The 23,351-nt window shown below is 69.0% G+C and carries 23 protein-coding genes; 3 read left to right on the top strand and 20 right to left on the bottom strand.

Going from position 1 to position 23,351, the window contains the following annotated elements:
• Positions 1 to 104: 104 nt before the first annotated feature.
• Complete coding sequence (locus PL79_RS20320) at positions 105 to 1,031, bottom strand: LysR family transcriptional regulator (RefSeq protein WP_044843518.1); 927 nt, start codon at positions 1,029 to 1,031, stop codon at positions 105 to 107.
• Positions 1,032 to 1,174: 143 nt separating this feature from the next.
• Here PL79_RS20320 and PL79_RS20325 point away from each other — a divergent pair, with 143 nt between their 5' ends.
• On the top strand, positions 1,175 to 2,344 hold the full coding sequence (locus tag PL79_RS20325; protein ID WP_044843623.1) for a hypothetical protein: 1,170 nt from the start codon (positions 1,175 to 1,177) through the stop codon (positions 2,342 to 2,344).
• Positions 2,345 to 2,830: 486 nt separating this feature from the next.
• Positions 2,831 to 4,288 (top strand): MFS transporter, encoded by a 1,458-nt coding sequence (locus PL79_RS20330; protein WP_044843519.1) that lies wholly within the window; start codon positions 2,831 to 2,833, stop codon positions 4,286 to 4,288.
• 89 nt (positions 4,289 to 4,377) lie between these two features.
• Here the strand turns inward: PL79_RS20330 and PL79_RS20335 are convergent, their stop codons facing one another.
• The 5 genes from PL79_RS20335 to PL79_RS20355 all read right to left on the bottom strand — a co-directional run bounded on the left by PL79_RS20335 (position 4,378) and on the right by PL79_RS20355 (position 9,104).
• Positions 4,378 to 5,271: a LysR family transcriptional regulator gene (locus tag PL79_RS20335; protein WP_044843520.1), complete on the bottom strand. Its 894-nt coding sequence runs from the start codon at positions 5,269 to 5,271 to the stop codon at positions 4,378 to 4,380.
• A gap of 120 nt (positions 5,272 to 5,391) precedes the next feature.
• Complete coding sequence (locus PL79_RS20340; protein WP_044843521.1) at positions 5,392 to 6,219, bottom strand: alpha/beta hydrolase; 828 nt, start codon at positions 6,217 to 6,219, stop codon at positions 5,392 to 5,394.
• A gap of 296 nt (positions 6,220 to 6,515) precedes the next feature.
• Positions 6,516 to 6,899, bottom strand: coding sequence for a VOC family protein (locus PL79_RS20345; RefSeq protein WP_044843522.1), 384 nt, complete (start codon positions 6,897 to 6,899; stop codon positions 6,516 to 6,518).
• A gap of 19 nt (positions 6,900 to 6,918) precedes the next feature.
• Positions 6,919 to 7,884 (bottom strand): hydroxymethylglutaryl-CoA lyase, encoded by a 966-nt coding sequence (locus PL79_RS20350; protein ID WP_044843523.1) that lies wholly within the window; start codon positions 7,882 to 7,884, stop codon positions 6,919 to 6,921.
• A gap of 29 nt (positions 7,885 to 7,913) precedes the next feature.
• Positions 7,914 to 9,104: a CaiB/BaiF CoA transferase family protein gene (locus PL79_RS20355; RefSeq protein WP_044843524.1), complete on the bottom strand. Its 1,191-nt coding sequence runs from the start codon at positions 9,102 to 9,104 to the stop codon at positions 7,914 to 7,916.
• 394 nt (positions 9,105 to 9,498) lie between these two features.
• Between PL79_RS20355 and PL79_RS20360 the strand changes: the two genes are divergently transcribed.
• Positions 9,499 to 10,464, top strand: coding sequence for a D-2-hydroxyacid dehydrogenase (locus PL79_RS20360; RefSeq protein ID WP_044843525.1), 966 nt, complete (start codon positions 9,499 to 9,501; stop codon positions 10,462 to 10,464).
• A gap of 329 nt (positions 10,465 to 10,793) precedes the next feature.
• On the opposite strand, the gene PL79_RS20365 is transcribed toward PL79_RS20360, so the two are convergent.
• From PL79_RS20365 to PL79_RS20425, 14 genes are all read right to left on the bottom strand, one after another.
• The gene (locus tag PL79_RS20365; RefSeq protein ID WP_044843526.1) at positions 10,794 to 11,006 is read right to left on the bottom strand and encodes a hypothetical protein; all 213 of its coding nucleotides are present in this window, start codon (positions 11,004 to 11,006) and stop codon (positions 10,794 to 10,796) included.
• 288 nt (positions 11,007 to 11,294) lie between these two features.
• On the bottom strand, positions 11,295 to 11,732 hold the full coding sequence (locus tag PL79_RS20370) for a hypothetical protein (protein WP_044843527.1): 438 nt from the start codon (positions 11,730 to 11,732) through the stop codon (positions 11,295 to 11,297).
• 228 nt (positions 11,733 to 11,960) lie between these two features.
• Positions 11,961 to 12,884, bottom strand: a complete 924-nt coding sequence (locus tag PL79_RS20375) for an ABC transporter permease (RefSeq protein WP_044843528.1) — start codon at positions 12,882 to 12,884, stop codon at positions 11,961 to 11,963.
• Positions 12,884 to 13,756 (bottom strand): ABC transporter permease, encoded by an 873-nt coding sequence (locus tag PL79_RS20380; protein WP_044843529.1) that lies wholly within the window; start codon positions 13,754 to 13,756, stop codon positions 12,884 to 12,886. The genes PL79_RS20375 and PL79_RS20380 overlap by 1 nt, the downstream gene beginning before the upstream one ends.
• 145 nt (positions 13,757 to 13,901) lie before the next feature.
• Positions 13,902 to 14,981, bottom strand: coding sequence for an ABC transporter ATP-binding protein (locus PL79_RS20385; protein ID WP_044843530.1), 1,080 nt, complete (start codon positions 14,979 to 14,981; stop codon positions 13,902 to 13,904).
• A gap of 49 nt (positions 14,982 to 15,030) precedes the next feature.
• A complete protein-coding gene (locus PL79_RS20390; RefSeq protein ID WP_044843531.1) occupies positions 15,031 to 16,197 on the bottom strand; it encodes an ABC transporter substrate-binding protein in 1,167 nt (388 codons plus the stop codon).
• Positions 16,198 to 16,502: 305 nt separating this feature from the next.
• Entirely contained in the window at positions 16,503 to 16,889 is a 387-nt protein-coding gene (locus tag PL79_RS20395; protein WP_044843532.1) for a type II toxin-antitoxin system death-on-curing family toxin, read from the bottom strand.
• Position 16,890: 1 nt separating this feature from the next.
• Positions 16,891 to 17,064, bottom strand: coding sequence for a hypothetical protein (locus tag PL79_RS36195; protein WP_174389514.1), 174 nt, complete (start codon positions 17,062 to 17,064; stop codon positions 16,891 to 16,893).
• A 124-nt stretch (positions 17,065 to 17,188) separates the two neighbouring features.
• Positions 17,189 to 17,782: an RBBP9/YdeN family alpha/beta hydrolase gene (locus PL79_RS20400; RefSeq protein ID WP_044843533.1), complete on the bottom strand. Its 594-nt coding sequence runs from the start codon at positions 17,780 to 17,782 to the stop codon at positions 17,189 to 17,191.
• 22 nt (positions 17,783 to 17,804) lie between these two features.
• Positions 17,805 to 19,133: an MFS transporter gene (locus PL79_RS20405; RefSeq protein WP_044843534.1), complete on the bottom strand. Its 1,329-nt coding sequence runs from the start codon at positions 19,131 to 19,133 to the stop codon at positions 17,805 to 17,807.
• A 164-nt stretch (positions 19,134 to 19,297) separates the two neighbouring features.
• A complete protein-coding gene (locus PL79_RS20410; protein ID WP_044843535.1) occupies positions 19,298 to 20,353 on the bottom strand; it encodes a 3-keto-5-aminohexanoate cleavage protein in 1,056 nt (351 codons plus the stop codon).
• Positions 20,354 to 20,473: 120 nt separating this feature from the next.
• Positions 20,474 to 21,322, bottom strand: coding sequence for a TauD/TfdA dioxygenase family protein (locus tag PL79_RS20415; protein ID WP_044843536.1), 849 nt, complete (start codon positions 21,320 to 21,322; stop codon positions 20,474 to 20,476).
• Positions 21,323 to 21,332: 10 nt separating this feature from the next.
• The gene (locus PL79_RS20420; protein WP_044843537.1) at positions 21,333 to 22,313 is read right to left on the bottom strand and encodes a quinone oxidoreductase family protein; all 981 of its coding nucleotides are present in this window, start codon (positions 22,311 to 22,313) and stop codon (positions 21,333 to 21,335) included.
• Positions 22,314 to 22,346: 33 nt separating this feature from the next.
• Complete coding sequence (locus PL79_RS20425; RefSeq protein ID WP_044843538.1) at positions 22,347 to 23,315, bottom strand: universal stress protein; 969 nt, start codon at positions 23,313 to 23,315, stop codon at positions 22,347 to 22,349.
• Between the last annotated feature and the right edge of the window lie 36 nt (positions 23,316 to 23,351).

Consider the following 23,351-nt stretch of genomic DNA (forward strand, 5'->3'; position numbering starts at 1 on the left):
TCGCTGGGCGGATGCACGCGCATCCGCCGGTTGATGGAAGTCTAGATTGAACCGGGTATCGGGAGAATCCATGCAGCACGGAAGCCATTCTTCCGTAACGCGATTCAATCTCCGTCGGTGATGGCCGCCAGCTGCGCGAAATGCTCGCGCAATCGCGGCGCGGCGAAATCGACGAACGTCCGCACCTTCGGCACCGACAGGCGTCCGTAAGGCGTGACCAGATGAATCGGCAGCGGCGCGTGCTCGCTGTCGCGCAGCACGATGCGCAGCGCGCCGTCCCGCACCGGCTCCGCAACGTGATACGAGAACAGCCGCGTGACGCCGTGACCGGCGAGCGCCGACGCGAGGGCGCCGCGGATCGTGTTGACGATGAAGCGCGGCGCGAACTGGACCACCTGTGGCAGCGCCGACGGCGCGGACGGCGGAAAGCTCCACGAATCGAGCCCGAAGTGCGTCATCGAGATGATCCGGTGCCGGGCGAGATCGGCCGGCGCGGTAATCGGCGGATGGTTCGCAAGGTAGTCCGGCGACGCGACGACGACACGCCGCACCGCACCGACCGGCATCGCGACGAGCGTCGAATCGCTCAGGTGCGCGATGCGCAGCGCGACGTCGATGCCCTCGTCGATCAGGCTGACGGGACGGTCGAGCAGTTGCAGGCGAATCGACACGGCCGGATGGCGGTCGATGAATTCGTCGATGAGCGCACGCAGCACGTCTTCGCCCGCGGCGACCGGTGCGGTGATCGTCAGCAGGCCGCGCGGCGCCGAGCGTTCGTCGGCGATCAGCATGTCGGCTTCCTCGAGATCCGCGAGGATGCGGCGGCACGCTGCCGCGTAACGTTCACCGGCTTCGCTCAAACGGATCGTCCGGGTGGTCCGGTACAGCAGCGCGGTGCCCGTGTGTTCCTCGAGAAACGCGAGCGCGCGGCTGACGGCCGCCGGCGAGCGGCCCAGGCGGCGGCTCGCGCCCGCGAGGCTGCCCTCGTCGAGCGTGGCGACGAACACCTTCATCGCATCGATTCGGTCCATGTCGTGTGCGGGGGCGCGTGGGTTCGTGTCGTGGGCGGGAAAAGCCAGCGAGCAGTCTACCGTACGCGTTGCGCAACGCGGGGGCAGCGCGGTCGCGCCGCTTCGTGAAATACTTCGGCGACGCGTCCTTGCGGAACTTCGAGATGACCGACTTGCCTGCCGTGCCCGCGTTGCGTTGCGTCGTCATGCGTTGCGCGTCGGCGTGCGTCGTCGCGTGGCTGGTCGCCGGGCCGGCGATGGCCGGCTCGTCGGCCGTGTCGCCGCCCGGGTTGCCGGCGCCCGCAATCCGCACGCCGCAACGCATCCTGTTCGTCGGCGACAGTCTCACGCACGGCCGTTACACGCCCGTGCGTTCGTACGGCGCGATGCATGCCGGCCGCCAGGCCGCAGGCGCGGCCGCGGCGCGGGTGATCGACGAGAACTTCGGGCAGACCGGCGCCCGCGCGGAACGCGAGCCGGGCCCGTGGGGCGGGATTCCGGGCATCTTCGCGCGGTTTGCCGTCGAAGCCGGGCTCGACTATGACGTCCATCTGGAAGCGATGTCGGCGACGAGTCTCGCCAAACACGACCGCGTTGCATCGGACGTGATCGACCGGCCTGTCTGGGACGCGGTCGTGCTGCAGGAGTTGAGCGCGAAGCCGCTGCCGTTCGTGCTCACGCATAGCCGCGCCAGCGATCCGGCCGCCTTCTGCGCGAGCGTCGCGAAGATCGCGCGCGGCATTCGCGCTGCTGCACCGCAAGCGCGCGTCTATCTGTACGAAACCTGGCCGGGCGCCGATCTCGCGAAGGCGCTGGCGGGCGAGCCGGGCAGCGCCGGCTTTCACGCGCGCTATGTCGAGCGTCTCGCCGAACTCGTCGCCGCGTATCGCGATGCATTCGAACGCGCCCGCCGCACCGATCCGTCGATCGTGGCCGTCGCGCCGGTCGGCCGCGCATGGCAGCGCGCGTGGATGGCGGGCATCGCCGATCCCGATCCGTATGCGCCGTCGGGTGCCCCGCTGCTGTGGTACGGCATGCGCGCGCACAACGACCCGCCGATCTCGCGGCTCGACTATCAGCATCCGGGCGTGACGGGCGCTTACCTCAGCGCGCTCGTGCTGTTCCAGCAGATCGCCGGCGTCGACGTGCGCACCCTGGGCGCGCGGGAGCCAGCAGCCGCGCAGCTCGGCATCGCGCCGGACCTGGCGGTGAAGCTGCAGGCGGTTGCGTCGGAGACGGTGCGGCATGAACGGGCCGACGTCGGGGTCGGGACCGGCACCGATGCCGGTGCGGCGGCGACGGATGAACGGTCCGATCCGTGCGCGTCGCCATGAGCCGGATGTGCAGACGAGCGGCGGCGCTGCACATTCGGTGCGTCGCAGCGATCGATGAACGCTGACGAATGCAAGGGCCCGCGGCGTCGCTCCGCCGTTCCGTCGCGCGGCGCCGGCGGATTGACCGAGGATACCGAACCGCGCGGTACGCGATCACCATCACCGGCCGCCGAATCCGCGCAGCGCGGCCTATCGTTTTCCCTGCCCTGACCTTCCCGCCTCGGCTCGCCTTCCGTCCGACGCCCGCCCAGCGGGCGTTTCCCGGCCTTTCTGCGCGGGAAAGGATGCTTGAAGCATCCGCAATTATCGCGTCGCGCAAATTCGCCGACCATGTTTCGGACGATCGGCGCCATCCCGCGCATCCGGCCTTTCGCGGGCCTTGCGGGCACGTGCGCCGCGTCGCGCGACCGGGCCCGTGATGCCGGCCGCGAATAGCCGCGAACGGCCGGGCATTGCGCCACGGCAAATCGATAATCAGGAGACACGATGAACAGCCAATCCCTCGACCTTGGCGGCACCGCGGGCCGCCCCGCGTCCGCCGCATCGTCCGCGGCCCGGGCCGGCGCCGATGCGACGGCCCTGCCCGCCCGCGGCATCACGCTCGGCGAATTCATGGACGACTTGCCGGTCGGTGCGCTGCACCGGTTCGTCGTCTGGGTGATCGGCATCGGGCTGTTCTTCGACATGTACGAGATCTTCCTCGTCAGCACGATCGGCTCCGCGCTGCAGCACGAATACGGGCTCAGCCGGCAAAGCGCCGATTTCAAGCTGCTGCTCGCGTCGGCATTCATCGGAATGTTCGTCGGCGCGCTGTGTCTCGGCAGCCTTGCCGACCGCATCGGCCGGCGCAAGGCGTTCCTGATGACGCTCGTCTGGTACAGCGCGTTTTCGCTGATCGGCGCGTTCTCGGTGAACGCCGACATGCTCGTCGCATGCCGCTTTCTCACGGGCATCGGCGTCGGCGCGATCTACCCGGTCGCCGACAGCTTCCTGTCCGAAATCCTGCCGAAGGACAAGCGCGGACGGCTTGCCGCATGGGCCTATACGACTTCGTACGTCGCCGTGCCGCTGGTCGGCTTCCTCGCGCTGTGGCTGAATCCGCTGCACGTCGCGGGCGTGGCCGGCTGGCGCATCATCCTCGCGATCGGCAGCCTCGGCGCCGTGTACGTGCTGCTGGTCCAGCATCGTCTGCCGGAAAGCCCGCGCTGGCTGCTCGCGCAGGGCCGCACTGCGGAGGCGCATGCCGCTGCACGGCGCTTCGCGGACAGCGCCGGCGTGCGCGTGCCCGACCAGTTCGCGGCATCGGCCGAACCGCAGCGGCCGCTGCGCGTCAGCGAGCGCATCGCGCTGCTGCGCCGCCGGCCCTACGGCGCGCGCTACCTGATGCTCGCGGTATTCCACCTGTTCCAGGGCTTCGGCTATTACGGCTTCGGCACGCTCGCGAGCACGGTCGTCAAGAGCCGCGGGTTCGACGTCACCGACAGCACGCTGTTCATCGCACTGTCGTTCATCGGTTATCCGATCGGCTCGCTGCTGTCGATTCCGCTGCTGAACTGGATCGAGCGCCGCACGCTCGTGATCGTGTCGATCCTGTCGATCGCCGCGTTCGGGCTGTGCTTCGCGTATTCGGGCAACACGGCGCTGATCGTCTGTTTCGGGTTCCTGACGACCTGCGCGTCGAACGTGTTCAGCAACGCGTATCACGTGTATCAGGCGGAGATCTTCCCGGCGCGCGTGCGTTCGACCGCGATCGGCAGCACCTACTCGCTGTCGCGCATCGTCAGCGGCGCGCTGCCGTTCGTGCTGCTGCCGGTGCTGGCCCAACACGGCGCGGGAGCGATGTTCGGCGTGATCTCGGTCGCGCTCGGCATCGTCGCGGTCACGCTGCGCGTGCTCGGGCCGCTGACCACGCGGCGCAGCCAGGACGACATCAACCCGGTATGACGCGGTTTGCGGCACGGGGCATGCGTGCCCCGTGCGTCGCGCCTGGCGCGCGTTGAACGCAGGTCGCGCATTCCTCGCATTCAGCGCGTTCAACGCGCCGACATGAAATCGAACAGCTTCGCGATGTCCGTGGTCAGCACGGTGCCGGCCTTCACGCCGACCCACAGCGTGCGCGTCGCCCACGCGTCGTCGAGCGTCACGACGCCGAGCCGCGCCGCGCGCTCGCCCGTCACCGCATCGCGCGGCAGCACGCCGATGCCGAGTCCCGCCTCGATCATCCGGCTCACGCCGTCGAAATTCGATACCTGAATGCGCAGCTTCAGCGAGCGCTCGGCCGCGAACGCGGCGTCGGTCATCCGCGCGAGCAGCGAACTGCCGTCGCTCAGGCCGACGTAGTCTTCATCGAGCGTCTCCGCGAAGCGGATGCTGTCGCGCGCGGCGAAGCGATGCCCGCGCGGCACGAGCAGCACGAGCTCGTCGCGCCGGTACAGCCGGCGTTCGATGCCGGGCGCCGGCACGTTGTCCGCGAACACGCCGAGATCGGCCTTGCCGGACCCGAGCGCATCGACGATCTCGTGACTCAGCCTCTCCTCGAGACTGACCTTGATGCCCGGGTTGTCGGTGAGGAACGCGGCGAGATCGGCCGGCAGGAACTGGACGATCGCCGACGTATTGGTCCACACGTGAATGTGGCCGCGCACGCCGGCGACGTAATCGCTCATCTCGTGCGCCATCCGGTTCACCTGCTCGATCACCTTCGCCGCATGTTCGAGCAGCGCGCGGCCCGCGGGCGTCAGCTCGACGCCGCGCGCATGCCGGACGAACAGCGCGCTGCCGGTCACGCTCTCGAGTTCGGCGATCCGCTTGCTGACCGCGGACAACGTGAGCTGACCGTGTTCGGCCGCCTTGGTCAGGCTGCCGTGCTCGGCGACGAGCGCGAACACGCGCAGCGACTGCAGATCGAAATGAAGCGGGTTCACCATGACGAAGATCCTGGGGTGTGCCATGCGACGCGCGCGAACGGCGCCCGACCGGCCTGATGCCGATCATACGCCCGGCCATGCACGCGGCGAAATCGCGCGAAACGATGCAGGACAGCGCGCTCAGCGCGGCGCGATCGCCTGCAGTGCGGCGAGCATCGCGCTGTCCGGTCGCGCGAGATCGTCGAGTACCGTGAAGTGCTGCATGCCCGGCAGCCACGCGCGCGCAACCGGCTCGCCGGCCGCCTCGCATGCGTGCGCGTATTCATGTGCATGGCGCACGAGTTCCGGCAACTCGGCCGCGCCGACCGCGACGACGGTCGGCGCACCGGGTCCGACGTGACGCAGCGGGCTGTAGGCGGCGATTTCCTGCGCGGTGAGTCGAAGCTTCTCGCCGAGCACGCACAGCGAGATCGGCTCGAGATCGACGAGCGGGCTGATCGCAAGCGCCGACACGACCGCCGGATGCGCGCGATACACGGCGCTCAGGTGACCGCCTGCCGAGTGGCCGCTCAGGTGGATCGGCCGGCCGCCGGTGCCGATGCGATCGGGATCGGCCGCGAGATGGTCGAGCAGCGCGCCGATCTCGCCGACGATGTCGGTCATCGATGCAGCCGGTGCGAGCGTGTATTCGGCGAGCACGACATCGAACCCGCGTGCGAGCGGCCCGGCGGCCGCGTACGCGAAATCTTCCTTCGCGCAGTGCTGCCAGTAGCCGCCGTGAATGAACACGAACAGCGGCGCGGCGGGCCGGCCGCAGCGCAGCCAGTCGAAGCGCTGCGCGGGGCGCGACCCGTAACGCAGGTCGCGCTGCGCGGGCGTCGCGGCGTAAAGCGCGGCACTGCGCGCCTGGCAGGACGCGAGCACCGCGGGGAAGTCGGGAATGGCCTTCGTGTTCAGGTAAGCGGCGTCGAGCGCCGCGCGGTCCATGCCGCGATAGAGGATCGTCATTCGGAATGTGCGTGGGTCGGATTGCGGATCCGCGGGACGCGCGTCGCGCCCGCTGCGAAGGCGGCGGACGGACCGGCGCCGATGCACGCCATTATCCGCAGTACAACGCGGCGCGCCTATCCGGAATCGGCGGGTGCGGTACGCGCCTGTCCGCTTTCGGCGGCGGATTGCTGCGTGGCGGGCGCATCGCGGCGGCGCATGCGGGAACCGGCGGAACCGACGCGATGCTGCGCCCACGCCGCACGACAGCTCGGCATGACCGCCGCGCGCGCCCGTGCAATTCAATTCAACGCAACTCAGATCAGCTCGGAGATCTCGATCAGGTTCAGGTCCGGGTCGCGCACGTACACCGACCGGATCTTCTGCGTCGCACCGGTGCGCTCGACGGGCCCTTCGACGATCGGCCATTCGACGCGGTGCAGATGCGCGATCACGTCGTCGAGCGGCACCGACGCGATGAAGCACAGGTCGAGCGCGCCGGGCACCGGCACGTGCGCCTTCGGCTCGAACTCCGCGCCGCGCACGTGCAGGTTGATCTTCTGGTTGCCGAAGCGGAACGCGAGCCGGCCCGCGCCGAAGGTTTCGAGCTGCATCTGCAGCACTTCGGTATAGAAATGCTTCGTCCGCTCCGGATCGACGCAAGTCAGCACGAGGTGGTCGAGGTGGTCAATCAGTGCCATGTGATTCGCTCCGGTTCGGTTACGAGAAAGCCCGCTGCGCCGGCATGTGGCCGGCTTCGGCGCGCGGCGGCGGATGCAGGTCCGAGCGGCGCCCGGCCTTCAGGATCTGGCTCGGCACGTCATGCCCGATCAGCGCGGGCAACCGCGCGGCCGCGGCGAGTACGCCCGCCAAGTCGACGCCCGTATCGTAGCCGTCGAGCGCGAGCATGTGCACGAGCTCCTCGGTGCATGCGTTGCCGGTCGCGCCCGGCGCGTACGGACAGCCGCCGAGGCCGCCGAGCGACGCGTCGAAGCGGTCGATGCCGGCGTCGAGCGCGGCGAGCGTGTTCGCGAGCGCCATCCCGCGCGTGTTGTGAAAGTGCAGCGTGAGCTGCAGCGCACCGAAGCGTTCGCGCGCGCGTTCGGCCAGGTCGCGCACCTGGGACGGATACGCCATGCCGGTCGTGTCGCACAGCGTGAAGCCGTGCACGCCGAGATCCGCGAAGCGCTGCATCCACGCGAGCACGGTTTCCGCGCGCACGTCGCCTTCCATCGGGCAGCCCATCGCGGTCGACAGCGACACGTTGAGCGCGACGCCGGTGCCGCGCACCGTGTCGATCACGTCGCGCAGTTGCGCGAACGACTGCTCGCGTGTCATCCGCAGGTTCGTGCGGTTGTGGCTCTCGCTCGTCGACATCACGAGGTTCACCTCGTTGACGCCGCACGACAGCGCGCGTTCAGCGCCGCGCACGTTCGGCACGAGCACCGTATAGACGACGCCCGGCGCGCGCACGATGCCGTGCATCACGGCTTCCGCGTCGCGCAGCGCGGGGATCGCCTTCGGCGACGTGAACGACGTGACCTCGATCTTCGCGTAGCCGCACGCGCTCAACGCGTCGACGAGCGCGATCTTGTCGTCGGTGTCGACGAACGCCGCTTCATTCTGGAAACCGTCGCGTGTCGCGACTTCTTGAATATAAAGTCGTTGGGGATGGGGCTGGTTCATGTCGTCGTCCCGGTGGCGGGTTGGTCGCTTCAGATCACGCCGCGCGTGCGCCAGTCGTCGCGCGTCGCGGCATCGATGCCGATCGATTCGAGTACCGCGTCGGTATCGGCGCCGAGCGCGGGCGCCGGACGCTCGATGCATCCGGGCGTCGCGCCGAGTTTCGGCACGATGCCCGGCACGAGCACGGGCGTGCCGTCGGGCAGCGCGGCGTCGACGATCATGTCGCGTGCGCGGTAATGCGGATCGGCCGCGATGTCCGCGACGTCGTAGATGCGCCCGGACGGGATGCGTGCGTCGTGCAGCGCGGCGAGCACGTCGTCGAGATCGAGCCGCGCGCTCCATTCGCCGATCGCCGCGTCGATGCGCGCGACCTGCGCGACGCGCCCGTCGTTGTGCGCGAGCGCGGGATCGTCGCCGAGATCGGGGCGCCCGATCAGCGCCATCAGGCGCCGGAAGATGCTGTCGCCGTTGCCGGCGATCAGCGCGTACCTGCCGTCGCGGCAGCGGTACGCGTTGGTCGGCGCGATGCCGGGCAGGCTGCTGCCGGCCGGCTCTCGCACCGCGCCGAACGCCGAGTATTCGGGCAGCAGGCTTTCCATCATGTTGAAGACGGATTCGTACAGCGCAACGTCGACGACCTGGCCCTTGCCGCCCTGCTGTTCGCGATGGCGCAGCGCGAGCAGGATGCCGATCACGCCGTGCAGCGCCGACAGCGAATCGCCGAGCGACACGCCGACGCGCACCGGCGTGCGGCCGGGCTCGCCGGTCAGGTGGCGCAGGCCGCCCATCGCTTCGGCGATCACGCCGAAGCCGGGCCGGTCGCGATACGGGCCGGTCTGGCCGAAGCCCGATACGCGCAGCATCACGAGCCGCGGGTTGATCGCGGACAGCGTCTCCCAGTCGAGCCCCCAGCCTTCCAGCGTGCCGGGCCGGAAGTTCTCGATCAGCACGTCGGTCCCGGCGACGAGGCGGCGCACGACGTCCTGCCCTTCGGGCGTGCGCAGGTCGAGCGCGAGCGAGCGCTTGTTGCGCGACTGCGCGGCCCACCAGACCGACGTGCCGTCGTGCAGCAGCCGCCATTTGCGCAGCGGGTCGCCGACGCCGGGCGGCTCCACCTTGATCACGTCCGCGCCGAATTCGGCGAGCATCCGGCCCGCGAACGGCCCGGCGATCAGTTGGCCGAGTTCCAGCACGCGGATACCGTCCAGGGGGCGCGTCATGACTGTCTCCTGAAAATCGTGTTGTCGATGACGGCGATCATGACGGCGTTCGCATCCGGCGAAAATCGATCGATGCTCAACCAGCCTTTCCTGAACGGAAAGGGGCGCGTGGCTCATTTCGCGGGCCAGCACGGCGGCTTCGGCGAGCGCCGCGCAAGCATCGTCCCGGCGGCGCACGCGTGCGCCATCGCCTGCAGCACGACGGGGCGCTGCCACAGCGGCTCGTGCGACGGAACAGTGAACCGGGAAGTCGTCGGGCCGGCCGTGCACGGATGGCACCGACGTTTTCCGCGCGGGAAAGTGCGCTCGCGCAATGCGCAAGCCCGATCGCATGCGCCGTTGGCAGAATCGTTGCCGTTGCGCGCCCGCCGGGCGCCCGTCAGCGAGGCCCGCCATGTTTTCCCGTTCCTCTCCCGCGCAGATCGTGTTTCTCGACCGCGCGACGCTGTCGCCGCAGACCGTGCTGAAGCCGTTTCCGTTTCCGCACGCGCTGCGGACCTTCGAACGGACGACAACGGACGAAGTGGCCGCGCGTATCGGCGACGCGGACATCGTCGTCACCAACAAGGTCCGGCTCGACGCGACGGCGCTCGACCGTGCGCCGCACCTGAAAATGATCGCGATCGCCGCGACGGGTACCGACATCGTCGATCTCGATGCGTGCGCCGCGCGCGGCATCGTCGTCAGCAACATTCGCGGGTATGCGGTGCACACGGTGCCCGAGCACACGTTCGCGCTGATCTTCGCGCTGCGGCGCAGCCTCGTCGCGTATCGCGACGCGGTGCGCGCGGGGCGCTGGCTCGACAGCGGACAGTTCTGCTTCTTCGATCATCCGATCCGCGACCTGGCCGGCGCGACGCTCGGGATCGTCGGCGACGGCGTGCTCGGCCGTGTGGTGGCCGGCATCGCCCGCGCGCTCGACATGCGCGTGCTGTTCGCCGCGCACGGCGCTGCGCGGGGCGCCGGGCATGTGCCGCTCGACACGCTGCTGCGCGACAGCGACGTGATCACGCTGCACTGCCCGCTCACGCCGGCGACCCGCGGCCTGATCGACGCGGCCGCGTTCGCGCGGATGGCGCGCCGGCCGCTGCTGATCAACACCGCGCGCGGCGGGCTCGTGGATGAAGGTGCACTCGTCGACGCGCTGCAGGCGGGGCAGATTTCGGGCGCCGGCTTCGACGTGGTCACGCAGGAGCCGCTGCCGGCCGCGCATCCGTTCCACGCGATCCTGTCGCATCCGGCGTTCATCCTGACGCCGCATGTCGCGTGGGCGAGCGACGAGGCGATGCGGGCACTGGCCGATCAGCTCGTCGACAACGTTGCCGCGTTTGCGCGCGGCGAACCTAGGCACGTGGTGTGACGCCGGTCGCTGCGGACCGAACCTGCGGACCGTGCAGTCAGGGCCGTGTAAATGGGGCGCGCAGATGGCCCGCGCAAATGGAGCGGCCCCGCTCGATTGCTCGAAGCGGGGCCGACGGAATGGGGGCTGCTTACGCCAGCGACTCGGCACGTTACGGGTTCGTGCATCCGCCCTGCCTTGCGGCCGGTTTCCGAATTCCTGATGGGCGCTACTTCAAGGAATTCTGGCCGCCAAATCTGTAGGACGAGTCCAAAACTGATGAAACGGTGCTCAAGACGCCGTTCACTGCCGCACGCCGACCGGCGCGCGAGCCTCGACGCGAAGATCGATCAGTAAGCGGACATCTCGACGCAAGGATCGACCTTGGACGGCGAGCAGATGACCGAATACTTGGCGCTTTCGCGCATCAGCGCTTCGCCTTCGTGCAGCGCGATCTTGATCTCGGGGTGACGCTCGTACGCGAGGAACGCGGAGCAGAAGACCGCGGACATCACGACCAGGGAAAACACAAATTTTTCAAGGGATTGGAGACGTTCGGGCATGGTTCGACCTTTCTTCTAGGCCGTGATTATAGCTCGAATTAAGGGTTTTCCCTATATTCCGATCCGCATACCGAGGATGGGTTCGACCGGTACCCGGTCGCGGTTGTGCCCTTTTTTCGCCGCTAATCGGGGCTCGAGCGCGGGTCGAACAAGATGGGGCGCCGCCACGGTCGCGGCGCCCGCCGGACCGTTCGCGCAGTCCGCCAGCGGTCCTGTGGAAAACGGTACGGCTCCGCTCGCCGGGGGCGTCCTCTGAAGAAAGCGCGACGAAGCCCGTCGCCGGCCGCGTCACTGCGGCGCCGACGCACCGCTCGCCGCGTTGCCCGGCCACGCCTTGCCGATTCTGTCGATCAGCGATTTGGCGGCGCCGGTCGCGATGGCCGCATCGACGCCCGAGGTCTGCCACGAACCGTCGGCGGCCTCGACGAAGGTCAGGTTCGCGCGCGACGGCGCGTAATCGTGGTTGCGCCACGTGACCACGACGTCGCACGTGTAGGTCCGTTCGCCGACCTTCCTGCAGTCGCCGTCGGGTTTCGCGGAGATCACGTCGGCCGACACGGGCAGCGGCTGGCCGAACAGCGCGTTCAGGCCGCCGTGGTTTTCCGCTTCGAGCGCGCGGCGCACCGCGGCATCGACGTCGCTCGATCCGGGGCCGTCATGGAGCAGGTTGCAGGCGGCAAGCAGCGTGGCGGCACAGCCGAGCGTGAGCAGCGTGGGAAACTTCATGGAACTCCGCGAATCGGGTGAACGTCGGGCGGCATGCGGCGATGCGAGCGAACGAATCGCCGGGCCGGTACGCTGCGTAGTCTGCAACGTCCGTGCACGGTTCGCGGTATCCATTTGTAACCAATTGCACGGATGGCGCGCGCAAGCATCGGCGGACCGCCTGCATCGCTGCGCCGCCGCTGTCCTTCGCGTTGAGCCGCGTTAACGCACGCCGCCACACGTGGACGCCTACTGCCGCTCCTGCTTCACGCGGCTCACGAGCTGCGTCGGGCTCACGAACTGCAGCGCGATCACGACCCACACGAGCGTGATGGCCATATAGATCATCGCCATCGCGTCGATCGACTGCGGCGCGCGCACGCCGGTCGAGAACACCGCGTAATACAGCGCGACGACGAGCGTCTGCGTGCTCGGGCCCGCGGTGAAGAAGGTCAGCTCGAACATCCCGATCGTGCGCACCAGCACGAGCAACCCTGCCGCGAGCATGCCGGGCACCAGCAGCGGCAGCAGCACGTAGCGGAAATAGCGCCACGTGTTCGCGCCGAAGATGCGCGCGGCGGCTTCGAGGTTCGGATCGATCTGCTCGATGAACGGCGTCATCACGAGGATCACGAACGGCAATGCCGGCACGAGGTTCGCGAGGATCACGCCCGGCAGCGTGCCCGCGAGCCCGACCTTGTACATCACGGTCGCCATCGGGATCCCGTACGTGACGGGCGGCACCATCAGCGGCAGCAGGAACACCAGCAGCGCGAAGCGCTTGCCGCGGAATTGCACGCGCGCGAGCGCATAGGCGGCCGGCACGCCGAGCGCGACCGACAGCAGCACCACCGCGCCGACCACTTCGAGCGTCACCCACAGCACGCTCGCGAGCTGGAAGTCTTCCCACGCCTTGGCATACCAGTGCAGCGTGAAGCCCTGCGGCAGCGGCGTGCCGAACCAGCGCGTCGCGACCGAGTTCACCGCGACGGTCGCGATCAGCAGCATCACGTTCAGCAGGAAGAACGCCATCAGCCCCCACACGAGCGCCTTCCACGCGCGACCGGCGAGGCTGCCGCGCAGTTTGCGCGGCTTCATCGCGTTGACGGGCTGCGTGCCGGGCGGGCTGTGCTTCGGCGGCCACGCCGGCGCGGCATGATTGTCGGTCGCCATCAGCCCTTGCCTCCCGTGACCGGACCGGTATAGAAGAAGCGGCGCGCGCCGAGCATCGACGCGACCACCAGCAGCTGCACGAAGCCCATCACGATCGCGATCGCCGACGCGAGCGAATAGTCGTAGCTCTCGAACGCGGCTTCGGCGGCCGCGATCGAGATCACCCGCGTCGGGCCGGCCGGCGCGCCGAGCAGCACGGCCGACGGGAACACCGAGAACGCCTGCACGAACGACAGGCACGCGGCCATCGTGAGCCCCGGCACGAGCAGCGGCAGGTAGATCCGCCGGAACTGCTGCCACGGGTTCGCGCCGAGCGTGGCCGCGGCGCGCGCGAGCGTCGGGTCGATGCCGCTGATGTACGACAGCATCAGCAGGAACGCGAACGGAAAGCCCGACACGATCAGCGACAGCAGCACGCCCCAGTAGTTGTGCGTGAGGCGTACCTCGTCGGTGTACAGGTGCAGCCCTTGCAGCGCCTGCGGGAACCAGCCGTTCGGGCCGAAGTACGTGAGCATCCCGTCGGCGACGAGCACCGTGCCGAGCGTGACGGGAATCACGAGCAGCGTCGTGACGAACTTCTGGTACGGCGAGTTGCGGCGCAGCGCGAACGCGACGGGCACCGCGATGCCGACGTTGATCAGCGTCGCCGGCACCGCGAGCTTCAGCGTGACGAGCACGGTCGGCCACATCGCGGTGTCGGTGAAGAACTGCACGTAGTTCGCGAGCACGCCGCCGCCGTTCGTCGGCTGGAACGACAGCACGAGGCCGTACGCGAACGGATAGATGAACAGCGCGACGATGAACGCGAGCGCGGGCGTGACGAGCCACGCCTTCGCGTCGCGCGGCGCGCCGCCGGTCGCGAGCGTGCTCATGCGGCCCCGCCCTTGCAAGTGCTGTTTCGACAGTGCCCGACAGAAGCATTCCGTTGAGCAAGAATGTGCGTCCGGCGGCGATCGGGGATGGTTTTCATGCTGGCCGCCCGGGCGCGCGCTGCCGCGCACGCGGCGCCGCGGCCGTTCATCGCGCGTCTCCCGCATAGACGAGCGTGCGCGCCGGGCTCACGCGCAGCCGCAGCCGTTCGCCCTCCGCGAATTCGCCGGCGACGCGCGCCCAGATCGGGCCGAACGGCGTGATCGCGCGAATGAGCGAGTCGCGGCCGCCGTATTCGACCGTTTCGACGGTCGCGTCGAAGGCGTTGTCGGCCCCTGCTTGCGCGCGCTCGATGTCGTCCGGGCGCAGCGCGACCATGGCGTCCTTGCCGTCGAAGCCCGCCATCGGCACGCCGGTGATGCGCACACCCGCGGCGGCGACGTTCACGTAATCGCCGGCCATGCCTTCGAGCGTGAACGGCAGCACGTTGCGATAGCCCATGAAGCGCGCGACGTGCAGGTTGTGCGGGCGCGTGTACACGTCCTTCGGCGACGCGACCTGCTGCACGACGCCCTCCTTCATCACGACGATCCGGTCGGCCATCGACAGCGCCTCGTCCTGGTCGTGCGTCACGTAGATCGTCGCGCGTTCGAGTTGCGTGTGGATGCGGCGGATCTCGGCGCGCATCTCGATGCGCAGCTTCGTGTCGAGGTTCGACAGCGGCTCGTCCATCAGCACCAGCGGCGGCTCGATGACGATCGCGCGCGCGATCGCGACGCGCTGCTGCTGCCCGCCCGACAGCTGCCCGGGCAGCTTGCCCTCGTGGCCGACGAGTTGCACGAGTTCGAGCGCCTGCTGCGCGCGCCGCCGCGTTTCCTGCTTCGGCACGCCGCGCATCTTCAGCCCGAAGCCGACGTTCTCGAGCACCGACATGTGCGGAAACAGCGCGTAGTTCTGGAACACCATGCCGAAGCCGCGGCGCTCGGGCGGCAGCACGTCGATGCGCGTGTCGTCGAGCCAGATGCCGCCGCTCGTGAGCGGCTGCAGCCCGGCGATGCAGTTCAGCGCGGTCGACTTGCCGCAGCCCGACGGGCCGAGCAGCGCGACGAACTCGCCGCGCCGGATGTCGAGATCGAGCCCGTTCAGTGCGGCGACCTGCGCGCCCTCCGCATTGGTGAAGCTGCGGCACACGCCGTCGAGCCGCAACCGTTCGAAACTGTGCTTCATTTCGCGAACTCCGTCGGCGCGGGCGCCGCGGCGCCCGCGGGTTCATCCGTCATTTCGACTTCTGCGACCCGATCTCGCGGTCCCACTTCTGGAACGCGGCGACCATCGCCTGCGCGTTGAGCGGCTGCACGTGCGGACGCTCCGCGAGCAGCTTCGCGTACTCGGGGCGGCCGAACTTCCTGATCACTTCCTGGCTGTGCGCGGGCGCCATCTCGAGCGTCACGCCCTTCACCGCCGGGCCCGGATAGAAGTAGCCGTCGTCGTAGGTCATCGCCTGCTGCGCCGGCTCGAGCAGGAAGTTCATCAGCTTGAACAGCACGTCGAGCTTGTCCTTCGCCACGCCCTTCGGAATCACCATGTAGTGCGCGTCGTTGACCCACGTCATGTTGTCGAACGCCTGGATCCGGAAGTCGGCCGGCACGATGCCGAGCGCGCGCGGGTTGAGGTCCCAGCCGGTGACGGTCACGGTCATGTCGCGCGTGCCTTCGCCGAGCTCCTTCATCACGGCCGACGTGCCGCCCGGGTAGTACGGCACGCAGTCGTTGAGCTGCTTCAGGAACGCCCAGGTCTTGTCCCAGCCGTTGATCGGATCCTGCGGGTTCTTGTCGCCCAGCACGTACGGCAGCCCCATCAGGAACGTGCGGCCGGGGCCCGAGTTCGCAGGGCGCGCGTAGATCAGCTTGTTCGGATGCGCCTTGCACCACGCGAGCAGCTGTTCGGGCGTCTTCGGCGGGTCGGCGACCTTCGCCGGGTTGTATTCGAGCAGCGGGCCGGCCGGCATGTAGGTCACTTCGAGGCCGAAGCCCTGCGCGACATCCTGCATCTTGCGCGGGCCGGGCGCGTACCGGTCGAGCACGCCGGGAAACGCGCCCGCGTTGTCGGGCAGCAGCTTCAGCCACAGGTTCTGCTCGATGCCGGCGGCCAGCGCGTCGGTGCCCGTCAGCACGAGATCGATGTCGGCGCGCCCCGCCGCCTGCATCGCCTTGATCTTGCCCGGCAGCTGCGGCGCGGGCGCGTTCGTGAACGTGACGTTCGCGACGAGATTCGGGTTCTTCTCCTTGAACGCCTCGATGGCCTTCTGCGTGAGCTGCAGGTTGCCCGCGACGTCGACGACGTTCAGCGATACGGGTGCGGCAACGGCTGCCGCGGCCGACAGCGTGAAACCCAGCGCGAGTGCGATCCGGCGGACACGGCGAGCGATCGGGGTGGCGTTCATGTCTCCTCACTTCGGTCGGTGGATGGGACCTTTCTTTTCAGGAAATCATGACGGCGTTATACGATGTCGGTCAACAAAAAACCGACTGGCGCGGGGCGGGAATTTCCCTAACAGAAACCTTCCGGTAGTCGACGATTTGATGATTTCGCGGCGCGCCGGGGCAGCAGAGGTTCGACGTGTTAGGACGTCGTATATCAAATTAGCGCTGATTGAAGCTCCGCGCGATCGGACGCCTGGGCAGCAATCGAGTCAGTGCGTGGTGTCGAGTGATCAAGAACGACTGAAAAGCCGACGACGCGACGTCGTCAGCGGGACAGAGACAATTCCCAGACTGCGCTGAAGTAATCGGCCAGTTCTTCGCTGCTGACATTGCCGTCCGCCACATCGACCATGAGGTCCTCGAGATCGGCGAGGCGAGGAATCGTGATCCCCTGCCGTTCCATATAGGTCAATGCACAGGTGAGACCGGTGCGCTTGTTGGCATCGTTGAAGACATGCCCGCGCGCGATGGCAACCGCATAGGTCGCGGCAATCCCGAACACGTCATCGAGGCCGGCGTAATGGGCGTGATTGTCGACGCGATGCAGGGCGGCCTCGACACCGCCCCGGCCGGCATGAGCAAATCCGCCCAAGCCGCCAAGGTCCCGGATTATCTCGTCATGAATCGTGATGACGTAATCAAGGTCCAGCAAATCAACGATCCTTCAACGCGATCAGCACGTCTCGGTGTTCGGAAATGACTTTTCGGGCAGCGCGAAGCACGTCACCTTTCTCGGTTTCCGTTGAAGCCTTGACTTCCGTCGTGGGCCGGATGATCGTGCGGGGTTTCAGTTCAACCCCATACAGCGTCTTTCTTTTGGGGGCCATGACAGTTTTCCATCATAAAAGCATGAATAATCAGCCGCTTGCCTGCGCTCGAACCGAGCGGCCGCGTTGGCGACAATCATAGCACCCGAAGTGGCGCCGAAGCGCCCGGACGATGGCGGCGACGTCAGCCCGACAAGCTGTAACGGCTTTTGCCGAGTGCCGCGACTTCCCCGATCAGCCGCTCCGCATCCCGCCACTCGCCGTATCCGGACGCCGGATTCAGATGCCCGACTTCGCCGAGATCGACGAGCTTGCTGCCCCACCCTGCCGCCAGCACTTCGACGCGTTCGAAGCGCGCGAGCGGATCGTTGCGGCTCGCGGCCACGACGCTCGGAAACGGCAGCCGCCCGGTCGGTACCGGCGTCCAGCCGTTCGCGGCGATCGCGTCGGGCGCCGGATAACCGGCGGGCATCGGCGTATCGAGATCGGCCGGCGCCGCGAGCAGCGCGCCGTGGATCTTGCGCGTGGCCTGCAGAGCCCAATGCACGGCGATCATCACGCCCGCGCTATGCGCGACGAGAATCACGGGGCCGTCGATCGCGGCAAGCGCCGCATCGAGTGCCGCGACGCGCGCGGCGCGGCTCAGCTTGTCGGCTTCGAGCGGCGCGACGGACCGTGCATTCGGCAGGCGTCGTTGCAGATGTGTCTGCCAATGGTCTTCGACGTGATCGCGCAAGCCGGGCACGATCAGGATGGTGGGTGCGGTCGCCAGGGTCATGCAGCCTCCGGGAGGGTTCGGTTCAGGAAAGGTGGGACGCGCGCCGTTCGCGTTCGACGCGCGCGAGATCGGCCGCGTAGCTCGCGCGTCCGATCGCGAACAGCACGGCGGCCGCGAGCGGCACGACGGGAATCCATTGCAGTGCGCCGACGAGGCCGGCGCGATCGGCGACCCACCCCGTCAGCAGCGGGCCCGGCGCCATGCCGAGCAGGTTGTTGGCGAGCGTGAGCGTCGCGAACGCCGATGCGTGGATCGCGGCGGGCGTCAGGTTCGCGACCATCGCGCCCGATGCGCCGGACGCGCCCGCACCGACCAGCATGCCCGCACAGATCAGCGCGAGTTGCAGCGGCCCGGGCGGCAGCCGGAACGCGGCCGCGAGGCACACGCCCGTCAGCACGCAATACGCGATCGCGGTCAGCCACTTGCGCTTGCCGTCGGTCTTGCCGACGCGGTCGGTGACGATCCCGCAGCCGACCATCCCGACGCCCGACAGCAGCACGAAGCCGGCCGCGAGCACCGCGGCGCGGTCCGGCGCCATCGCGTAATAACGGTTCAGGTAGCTCGGCAGCCACGCGAACAGCGCACCGGGCACGAACAGGTGCAGCCCGCTGCCGACATACGCGCAGATCACCGAACGCGATGCGAACAGCCCCGACATCAGCGCGTGCACGCTGCCGCGCAGGTCGCGCGGCGCATCGGCATGGGGCCGGCACGGTTCGACGCGGCAGGCCGCGAGCCGCCGTTCGGTGACCACGCCGCGGTACGCGACGAGCAGCACGATGCCGAGCACGGCCATCACGCCGAACGACCAGCGCCAGCCGAGATGCGCGCCGACGAGGCCGCCGAGCGCCATCCCGAAGACGGAGCCGAACGCGCCGCCGGCCATGAACGCGCCGGTCAGCGTCGCGCGCAGGCGCGCCGGAAAGATGCTGAGGATCAGTGCGACGCCGACGCTGCCGTACGCGGCTTCGCCGAGCCCGACGAGGCCGCGCGCAACCAGCATTTGGGCGTAGTTGGTCGACAGCGCGCAGCCGAGTGTCGCGACGCTCCACAGCGCGGCCATCAGCACGATGCTGCGCACGCGGCCGAAGCGGTCGGCGAGCACCGACAGCGGGAACGTCAGCAGGCCGACCAGCAGCGCGACGACGCCGGACAGCGAGCCGAGCTGCGTGTCCGACAGTCCCCACGCGTGCTTGAGGAGCGGAAACACGGCATTGAGCACCTGCCGCGACATGTAGTCCGACAGCAGCAGGCCGACGGTCAGCCCGAACACGAGCCAGGCATAGGCCGGCGCGCGCCGCCCGGTGGCCGCCACGTCCTGCAGCGACGGCTCGACGTGATGAATCAGCATGCGTGTCTCCTCCGGCACCGGTGCGGCAACGCGCCGGCGCGGCTTGCGCGGCCCCGCTCCGTTCGTCGGAGCTTGCCTCGCGCACCGCGCGAGGGTGGGTGCCGCGCCACATCGATCGGCGGGCGGCGCTCGCGGGCCGCCCGGTTGCACGGTCGCCCGGTGCGTCAGGCCGCGCGCAGCGGCACGCTCAGCTGGCCCGGCCGGCGGTTCGGCGCCATCCCGAGCTGCGCGAGCGTCTCGTCGACGCCGTCGTACTGCACGCCGATCCGGTAGATCGCCTTCGCCTCCTTGCCGGTGGCGATCTCGCGCCCGAGTTCGCGCGCGATCCGCGCGCACTGCTCGACCTGCTGCACCGACGTCATCCGGTTGCCCTTCTGGTCGATGATCGTGTCCTCGATCCCGCAGCGCGGATGCAGGCCCAGCGCCATCGCGACCGTGTTGATCGGCAGCACGTTCTTCATCAGCGATTCGAGCGTGATGCACGCGCCGTCCGGGCAGCGCCGCACGAATTCCATGAAGTTGTACGGATTCGGGCCGTCGAAGCCGCCGCCGATGCCGACCCACGTGACGTTCAGCGGCCCGCGATAGACGCCGCGGCGGATGATCCGCTCGAGCGTTTCCAGCGCGTGCATGCCGGTGAGCTGGAAATGCGGCTGGATGCCGGCCGCCTGCAGCCGGCGCAGGTGCTCGTCGACCCAGCCGGGGCCGGCCGGCACGGTCATCTCGCGGTACGCGTCCCACAGCGCGGCTTCGTTCAGCGACGTGCCGGCAATGTCCTTGCGGTTCATCAGCTCGGTGATGTTCATCTGCACGGTGTTGATCGCGACCGTCACCTGGTCGGGCTTCGGCGTCAGCTCGGCGAGCATGTGGCGCGTGTCGTCGGACAGCCATTTCGCCTCGGCGCCGTCGCCTTCCGGCGCGAACGAGATCGAGCCGCCGACCTGCAGGATCATGTCGGGCACCGCCTCGCGCAGCCGGCCGAGCAGCTCGTTGAATTTCGACAGCCGCTTGCTGCCCTTGCCGTCGAGCTCGCGCACGTGCAGGTGCAGCACCGTCGCGCCCGCGTTGTAGCAGTCGACGGCCTTCTGCACGTGCTCGTCCATCGTCACCGGAATGTCTTCCGGAAAGTCGGCGGGCATCCATTCGGGGCCGTACGGCGCGACCGTGATGACTACCTTGTCCTGGTTTTCCGGGTGCAGCGAATCGTCGAGAAATTGCATGTCGTCCTCCAGTGGGAATCGTTTCAGTGCAGGCGTACGGGCGTGCGTATCCCGCCGCGCCGCGCGGCTGGCCCGGCGCGTCGTGTACGGGGTTGCGAGTCGGTTAAGGTGCGGGCGCGTTCAGAACGGCACGTCGCCGACGATGCCCGCGCGCTCCATCCTGCGCACGCACGGTGGGTAGTCCATCACCGCGTAATGCTGGGTGCTGCGGTTGTCCCAGATCGCGACGCTGTTCTTCTTCCAGCGCCAGCGCACCTGGTATTCGGGGATGTAAGCCTGGCTGATCAGGTATTGCAGCAGCTGGCCGGCGCCCGGATTCGCGTCCTGCCCGACGCGCACGCGCCCGGGCGTATGGAAGTTCGTGAAGTGCGTCGTGAACGCGTTCACGTACAGCACCTTCTCGCCGGTTTCGGGATGCGTGCGCACGACCGGATGCTCGGCGTCCGGATACTGCGCTTTCAGCGCGAGGCGCTTGTCGACCGGCATCGCCGCGCCGAAGCTCGCCTCGATGCTGTGACGCGCACGCAAGTCTTCGATCTGCTGCTTCACGTGTTCCGGCAAGTTCTCGTACGCGAGCACCATGTTCGCCCACATCGTGTCGCCGCCAACCGGCGGACCGTCGATGCAGCGCAGCACACAGCCGAGCGGCGGCGCCACGCGCCAGCTCGCATCGCTGTGCCACGCATTCTCGTAGCGGTCGTTCGGCTGGTCGGGCGACTTGTAGATCCGCACGAGCCCCGGGTGCTCGGGATCGCTGCCGGCGACCGGATGATCCTCGAGCTCGCCGAAGCGGCGCGCGAACGCGACGTGCTCGGCGCGCGTGATGTCCTGGTCGCGCAAGAACAGCACGCGATGGCGCAGCAGTTGCGTGCGGATCTCGGCGAACAGGCCGTCGTCGTGCACGGCGTCGGCGAGGCTCACGTCCAGCAGCTCCGCGCCGATCGCACAGGTCAGGGGTTCGACTCGCATGCGCGTCTCCTCAGACGATGAATACCGACGAGCCGGTCGTCTTGCGCGACTCGAGATCGCGGTGCGCCTGCGCCGCGTCCTGCAGCGCGTAACGCTGGTTGATCTCGATCCGGATGCGGCCGGCCGCGACGTGCGCGAACAGCTCGCCGGCCAGGTCGTTCTTCTCGGCCGGATCGGCGATGTAGTCGGCCAGCGCCGGGCGCGTCAGGTACAGCGAGCCCTTCATCGCGAGGCGCTGCGGGTCGAACGGCGGGATCGGGCCCGACGCGGTGCCGACGCAGACCATCAGCCCGCGCCGCTTCAGCGAATCGAGCGAGCCTTCGAAGGTGTCCTTGCCGACGCTGTCGAACACGACGTCGACGCCCGCGCCGCCAGTCAGTTCGCGCACGCGCTTCGCGACGTCCTCGCGGCTGTAGTCGATCGTATGGTCGCAGCCGTGTGCGCGGGCGATCGCGGCCTTGGGTTCGCTCGACACGGTGCCGATCACCGTGAGCCCGAGCAGCTTCGCCCATTGCGACACGATCAGCCCGACGCCGCCCGCGGCCGCGTGCAGCAGGATCGTGTCGCCCGGCGCGAACGCGTGGATGCGGCGCAACAGGTAGGCCGACGTCAGGCCGCGCATCGTCATCGCCGCGGCCGTGTCGCAGGCGATCCCGGCCGGCAGCTTCACGAGCGGCGCGGCGGCGATCAGCCGTTCGGTGCTGTACGCGCCGAGCGTGTTCAGGAAGCCGGTGTAGGTCACCCGGTCGCCGGCGGCGACGTTCGTCACGCCGGGGCCGACGGCCTCGACCACGCCGGCGGCCTCGACGCCGATGCCGGCCGGCAGCGGCACCGGATACAGGCCGCTGCGGAAATACGTGTCGGCGAAGTTCAGGCCGACGGCCTCGTGCCGCAGGCGGACCTGCCCCGCGCCCGGGTCGCCGACTTCGACCGCTTCCCAGCGCAGCACATCGGGGCCGCCGGTTTCGTGGAATCGCACTGCATGTGCCATCTGGTTCTCCGTAGGATTTCAGTCGGATGCGCGTCACGCATCGTCGGGTTCGTCCGCGCCCGGCGTCGTCGCGGCAGAGCCGCTCGCCGGAGGCGCGTCCAGTTCGGTCCAGTCGGCGTCGCTCAAATAGCGCCGCGCGGCCGGGAAAATCACGCCTTCCATGCGCCCCATCTGCTCGAACGCGCCGCGCGCATAGACGGCGAGCGCTGCATCGAACGCGGCCGACGGCAAGCCGTCGGCGGCGAGCCGCGCCAGCGCGTCGAGCGCGTGCGCATCGCGGCGCCGCTGGCGGTCGAGCTCGTCGAGTTCGGCCGCGGTGCTCTCCGCCCGTCTGCGCAATGCCGCGCACAGGCGTGCTTCGGCGGACGGCCCGGAACGCGCGTCCTGCAGCGCCGCGAGCGACACCAACGCGGCCTGCACCGCCAGCGTGCGGGCCGCGTCGGCGGCCGGCCGCGTTGCCGAGTCCGGGTCTTCGCTCGCGAGCGTCGGCGCCTGCAACTGCGTGAGCGCCTGCAACTGCGCGCCGAGCGCGCGATGCGCGGCGAGACAGCGGGCCATCACGCGCGCCTCTGCCGGCGCACGCCGCGCCGGGCACACGAGCACCGGCACGCCGCTCGTCGCGAGCAGCAACCGCCGTTGCGCGGCCGCGCCGGCATCGGCATCGTGCGGCAGCGCCGCGACGCCGATCAGGTCGCAGCCGAGTTCGCCGGCGAGCGTGGCGGGCGACGTGCCGCCGGCCGCCGGATGGCCGGCCCCCGGATCGCCGGCCGCCGCGATCGCATGGGACAGGCCCTGCGCCCGGGCGGCGGCTTCCACTTTCGCACCGTGTTCCGGCATCCGCGCTCCGGATAAACGCGAGTCGGAGCCGGGCGATTGCGGCGCCGCGCCGGACAGCACGAACGTGACCCGCGCGCCGACCGCACGCGCCAGTTCGAGCGCATGGCCGATCGCGTCGATGCCGCCGGGCACGCCGTCGACCGTCACGAGCAGATGGCGATACATCGTGCCGCTCCGTTTATCCGGCGCTCGGCGCGCTGC

This window comes from Burkholderia sp. USMB20 (genome assembly GCF_000949135.2).
In the GTDB taxonomy this organism is placed as follows: domain Bacteria; phylum Pseudomonadota; class Gammaproteobacteria; order Burkholderiales; family Burkholderiaceae; genus Burkholderia.

What these genes read in the sequence shown, in the direction of transcription:
- PL79_RS20370 (WP_044843527.1), bottom strand. Translation starts at nt 11,732, where the DNA reads ATGAAGTTTCCCACGCTGCTCACGCTCGGCTGTGCCGCCACGCTGCTT.
- PL79_RS20405 (WP_044843534.1), bottom strand. Translation starts at nt 19,133, where the DNA reads ATGCTGATTCATCACGTCGAGCCGTCGCTGCAGGACGTGGCGGCCACC.
- PL79_RS20420 (WP_044843537.1), bottom strand. Translation starts at nt 22,313, where the DNA reads ATGGCACATGCAGTGCGATTCCACGAAACCGGCGGCCCCGATGTGCTG.
- PL79_RS20415 (WP_044843536.1), bottom strand. Translation starts at nt 21,322, where the DNA reads ATGCGAGTCGAACCCCTGACCTGTGCGATCGGCGCGGAGCTGCTGGAC.
- PL79_RS20345 (WP_044843522.1), bottom strand. Translation starts at nt 6,899, where the DNA reads ATGGCACTGATTGACCACCTCGACCACCTCGTGCTGACTTGCGTCGAT.
- PL79_RS20380 (WP_044843529.1), bottom strand. Translation starts at nt 13,756, where the DNA reads ATGAGCACGCTCGCGACCGGCGGCGCGCCGCGCGACGCGAAGGCGTGG.
- PL79_RS20410 (WP_044843535.1), bottom strand. Translation starts at nt 20,353, where the DNA reads ATGCAATTTCTCGACGATTCGCTGCACCCGGAAAACCAGGACAAGGTA.
- PL79_RS20320 (WP_044843518.1), bottom strand. Translation starts at nt 1,031, where the DNA reads ATGGACCGAATCGATGCGATGAAGGTGTTCGTCGCCACGCTCGACGAG.
- PL79_RS20350 (WP_044843523.1), bottom strand. Translation starts at nt 7,884, where the DNA reads ATGAACCAGCCCCATCCCCAACGACTTTATATTCAAGAAGTCGCGACA.
- PL79_RS20360 (WP_044843525.1), top strand. Translation starts at nt 9,499, where the DNA reads ATGTTTTCCCGTTCCTCTCCCGCGCAGATCGTGTTTCTCGACCGCGCG.
- PL79_RS20375 (WP_044843528.1), bottom strand. Translation starts at nt 12,884, where the DNA reads ATGGCGACCGACAATCATGCCGCGCCGGCGTGGCCGCCGAAGCACAGC.
- PL79_RS20425 (WP_044843538.1), bottom strand. Translation starts at nt 23,315, where the DNA reads ATGTATCGCCATCTGCTCGTGACGGTCGACGGCGTGCCCGGCGGCATC.
- PL79_RS20400 (WP_044843533.1), bottom strand. Translation starts at nt 17,782, where the DNA reads ATGACCCTGGCGACCGCACCCACCATCCTGATCGTGCCCGGCTTGCGC.
- PL79_RS20325 (WP_044843623.1), top strand. Translation starts at nt 1,175, where the DNA reads ATGACCGACTTGCCTGCCGTGCCCGCGTTGCGTTGCGTCGTCATGCGT.
- PL79_RS20335 (WP_044843520.1), bottom strand. Translation starts at nt 5,271, where the DNA reads ATGGTGAACCCGCTTCATTTCGATCTGCAGTCGCTGCGCGTGTTCGCG.
- PL79_RS20340 (WP_044843521.1), bottom strand. Translation starts at nt 6,219, where the DNA reads ATGACGATCCTCTATCGCGGCATGGACCGCGCGGCGCTCGACGCCGCT.
- PL79_RS36195 (WP_174389514.1), bottom strand. Translation starts at nt 17,064, where the DNA reads ATGGCCCCCAAAAGAAAGACGCTGTATGGGGTTGAACTGAAACCCCGC.
- PL79_RS20355 (WP_044843524.1), bottom strand. Translation starts at nt 9,104, where the DNA reads ATGACGCGCCCCCTGGACGGTATCCGCGTGCTGGAACTCGGCCAACTG.
- PL79_RS20390 (WP_044843531.1), bottom strand. Translation starts at nt 16,197, where the DNA reads ATGAACGCCACCCCGATCGCTCGCCGTGTCCGCCGGATCGCACTCGCG.
- PL79_RS20385 (WP_044843530.1), bottom strand. Translation starts at nt 14,981, where the DNA reads ATGAAGCACAGTTTCGAACGGTTGCGGCTCGACGGCGTGTGCCGCAGC.
- PL79_RS20365 (WP_044843526.1), bottom strand. Translation starts at nt 11,006, where the DNA reads ATGCCCGAACGTCTCCAATCCCTTGAAAAATTTGTGTTTTCCCTGGTC.
- PL79_RS20330 (WP_044843519.1), top strand. Translation starts at nt 2,831, where the DNA reads ATGAACAGCCAATCCCTCGACCTTGGCGGCACCGCGGGCCGCCCCGCG.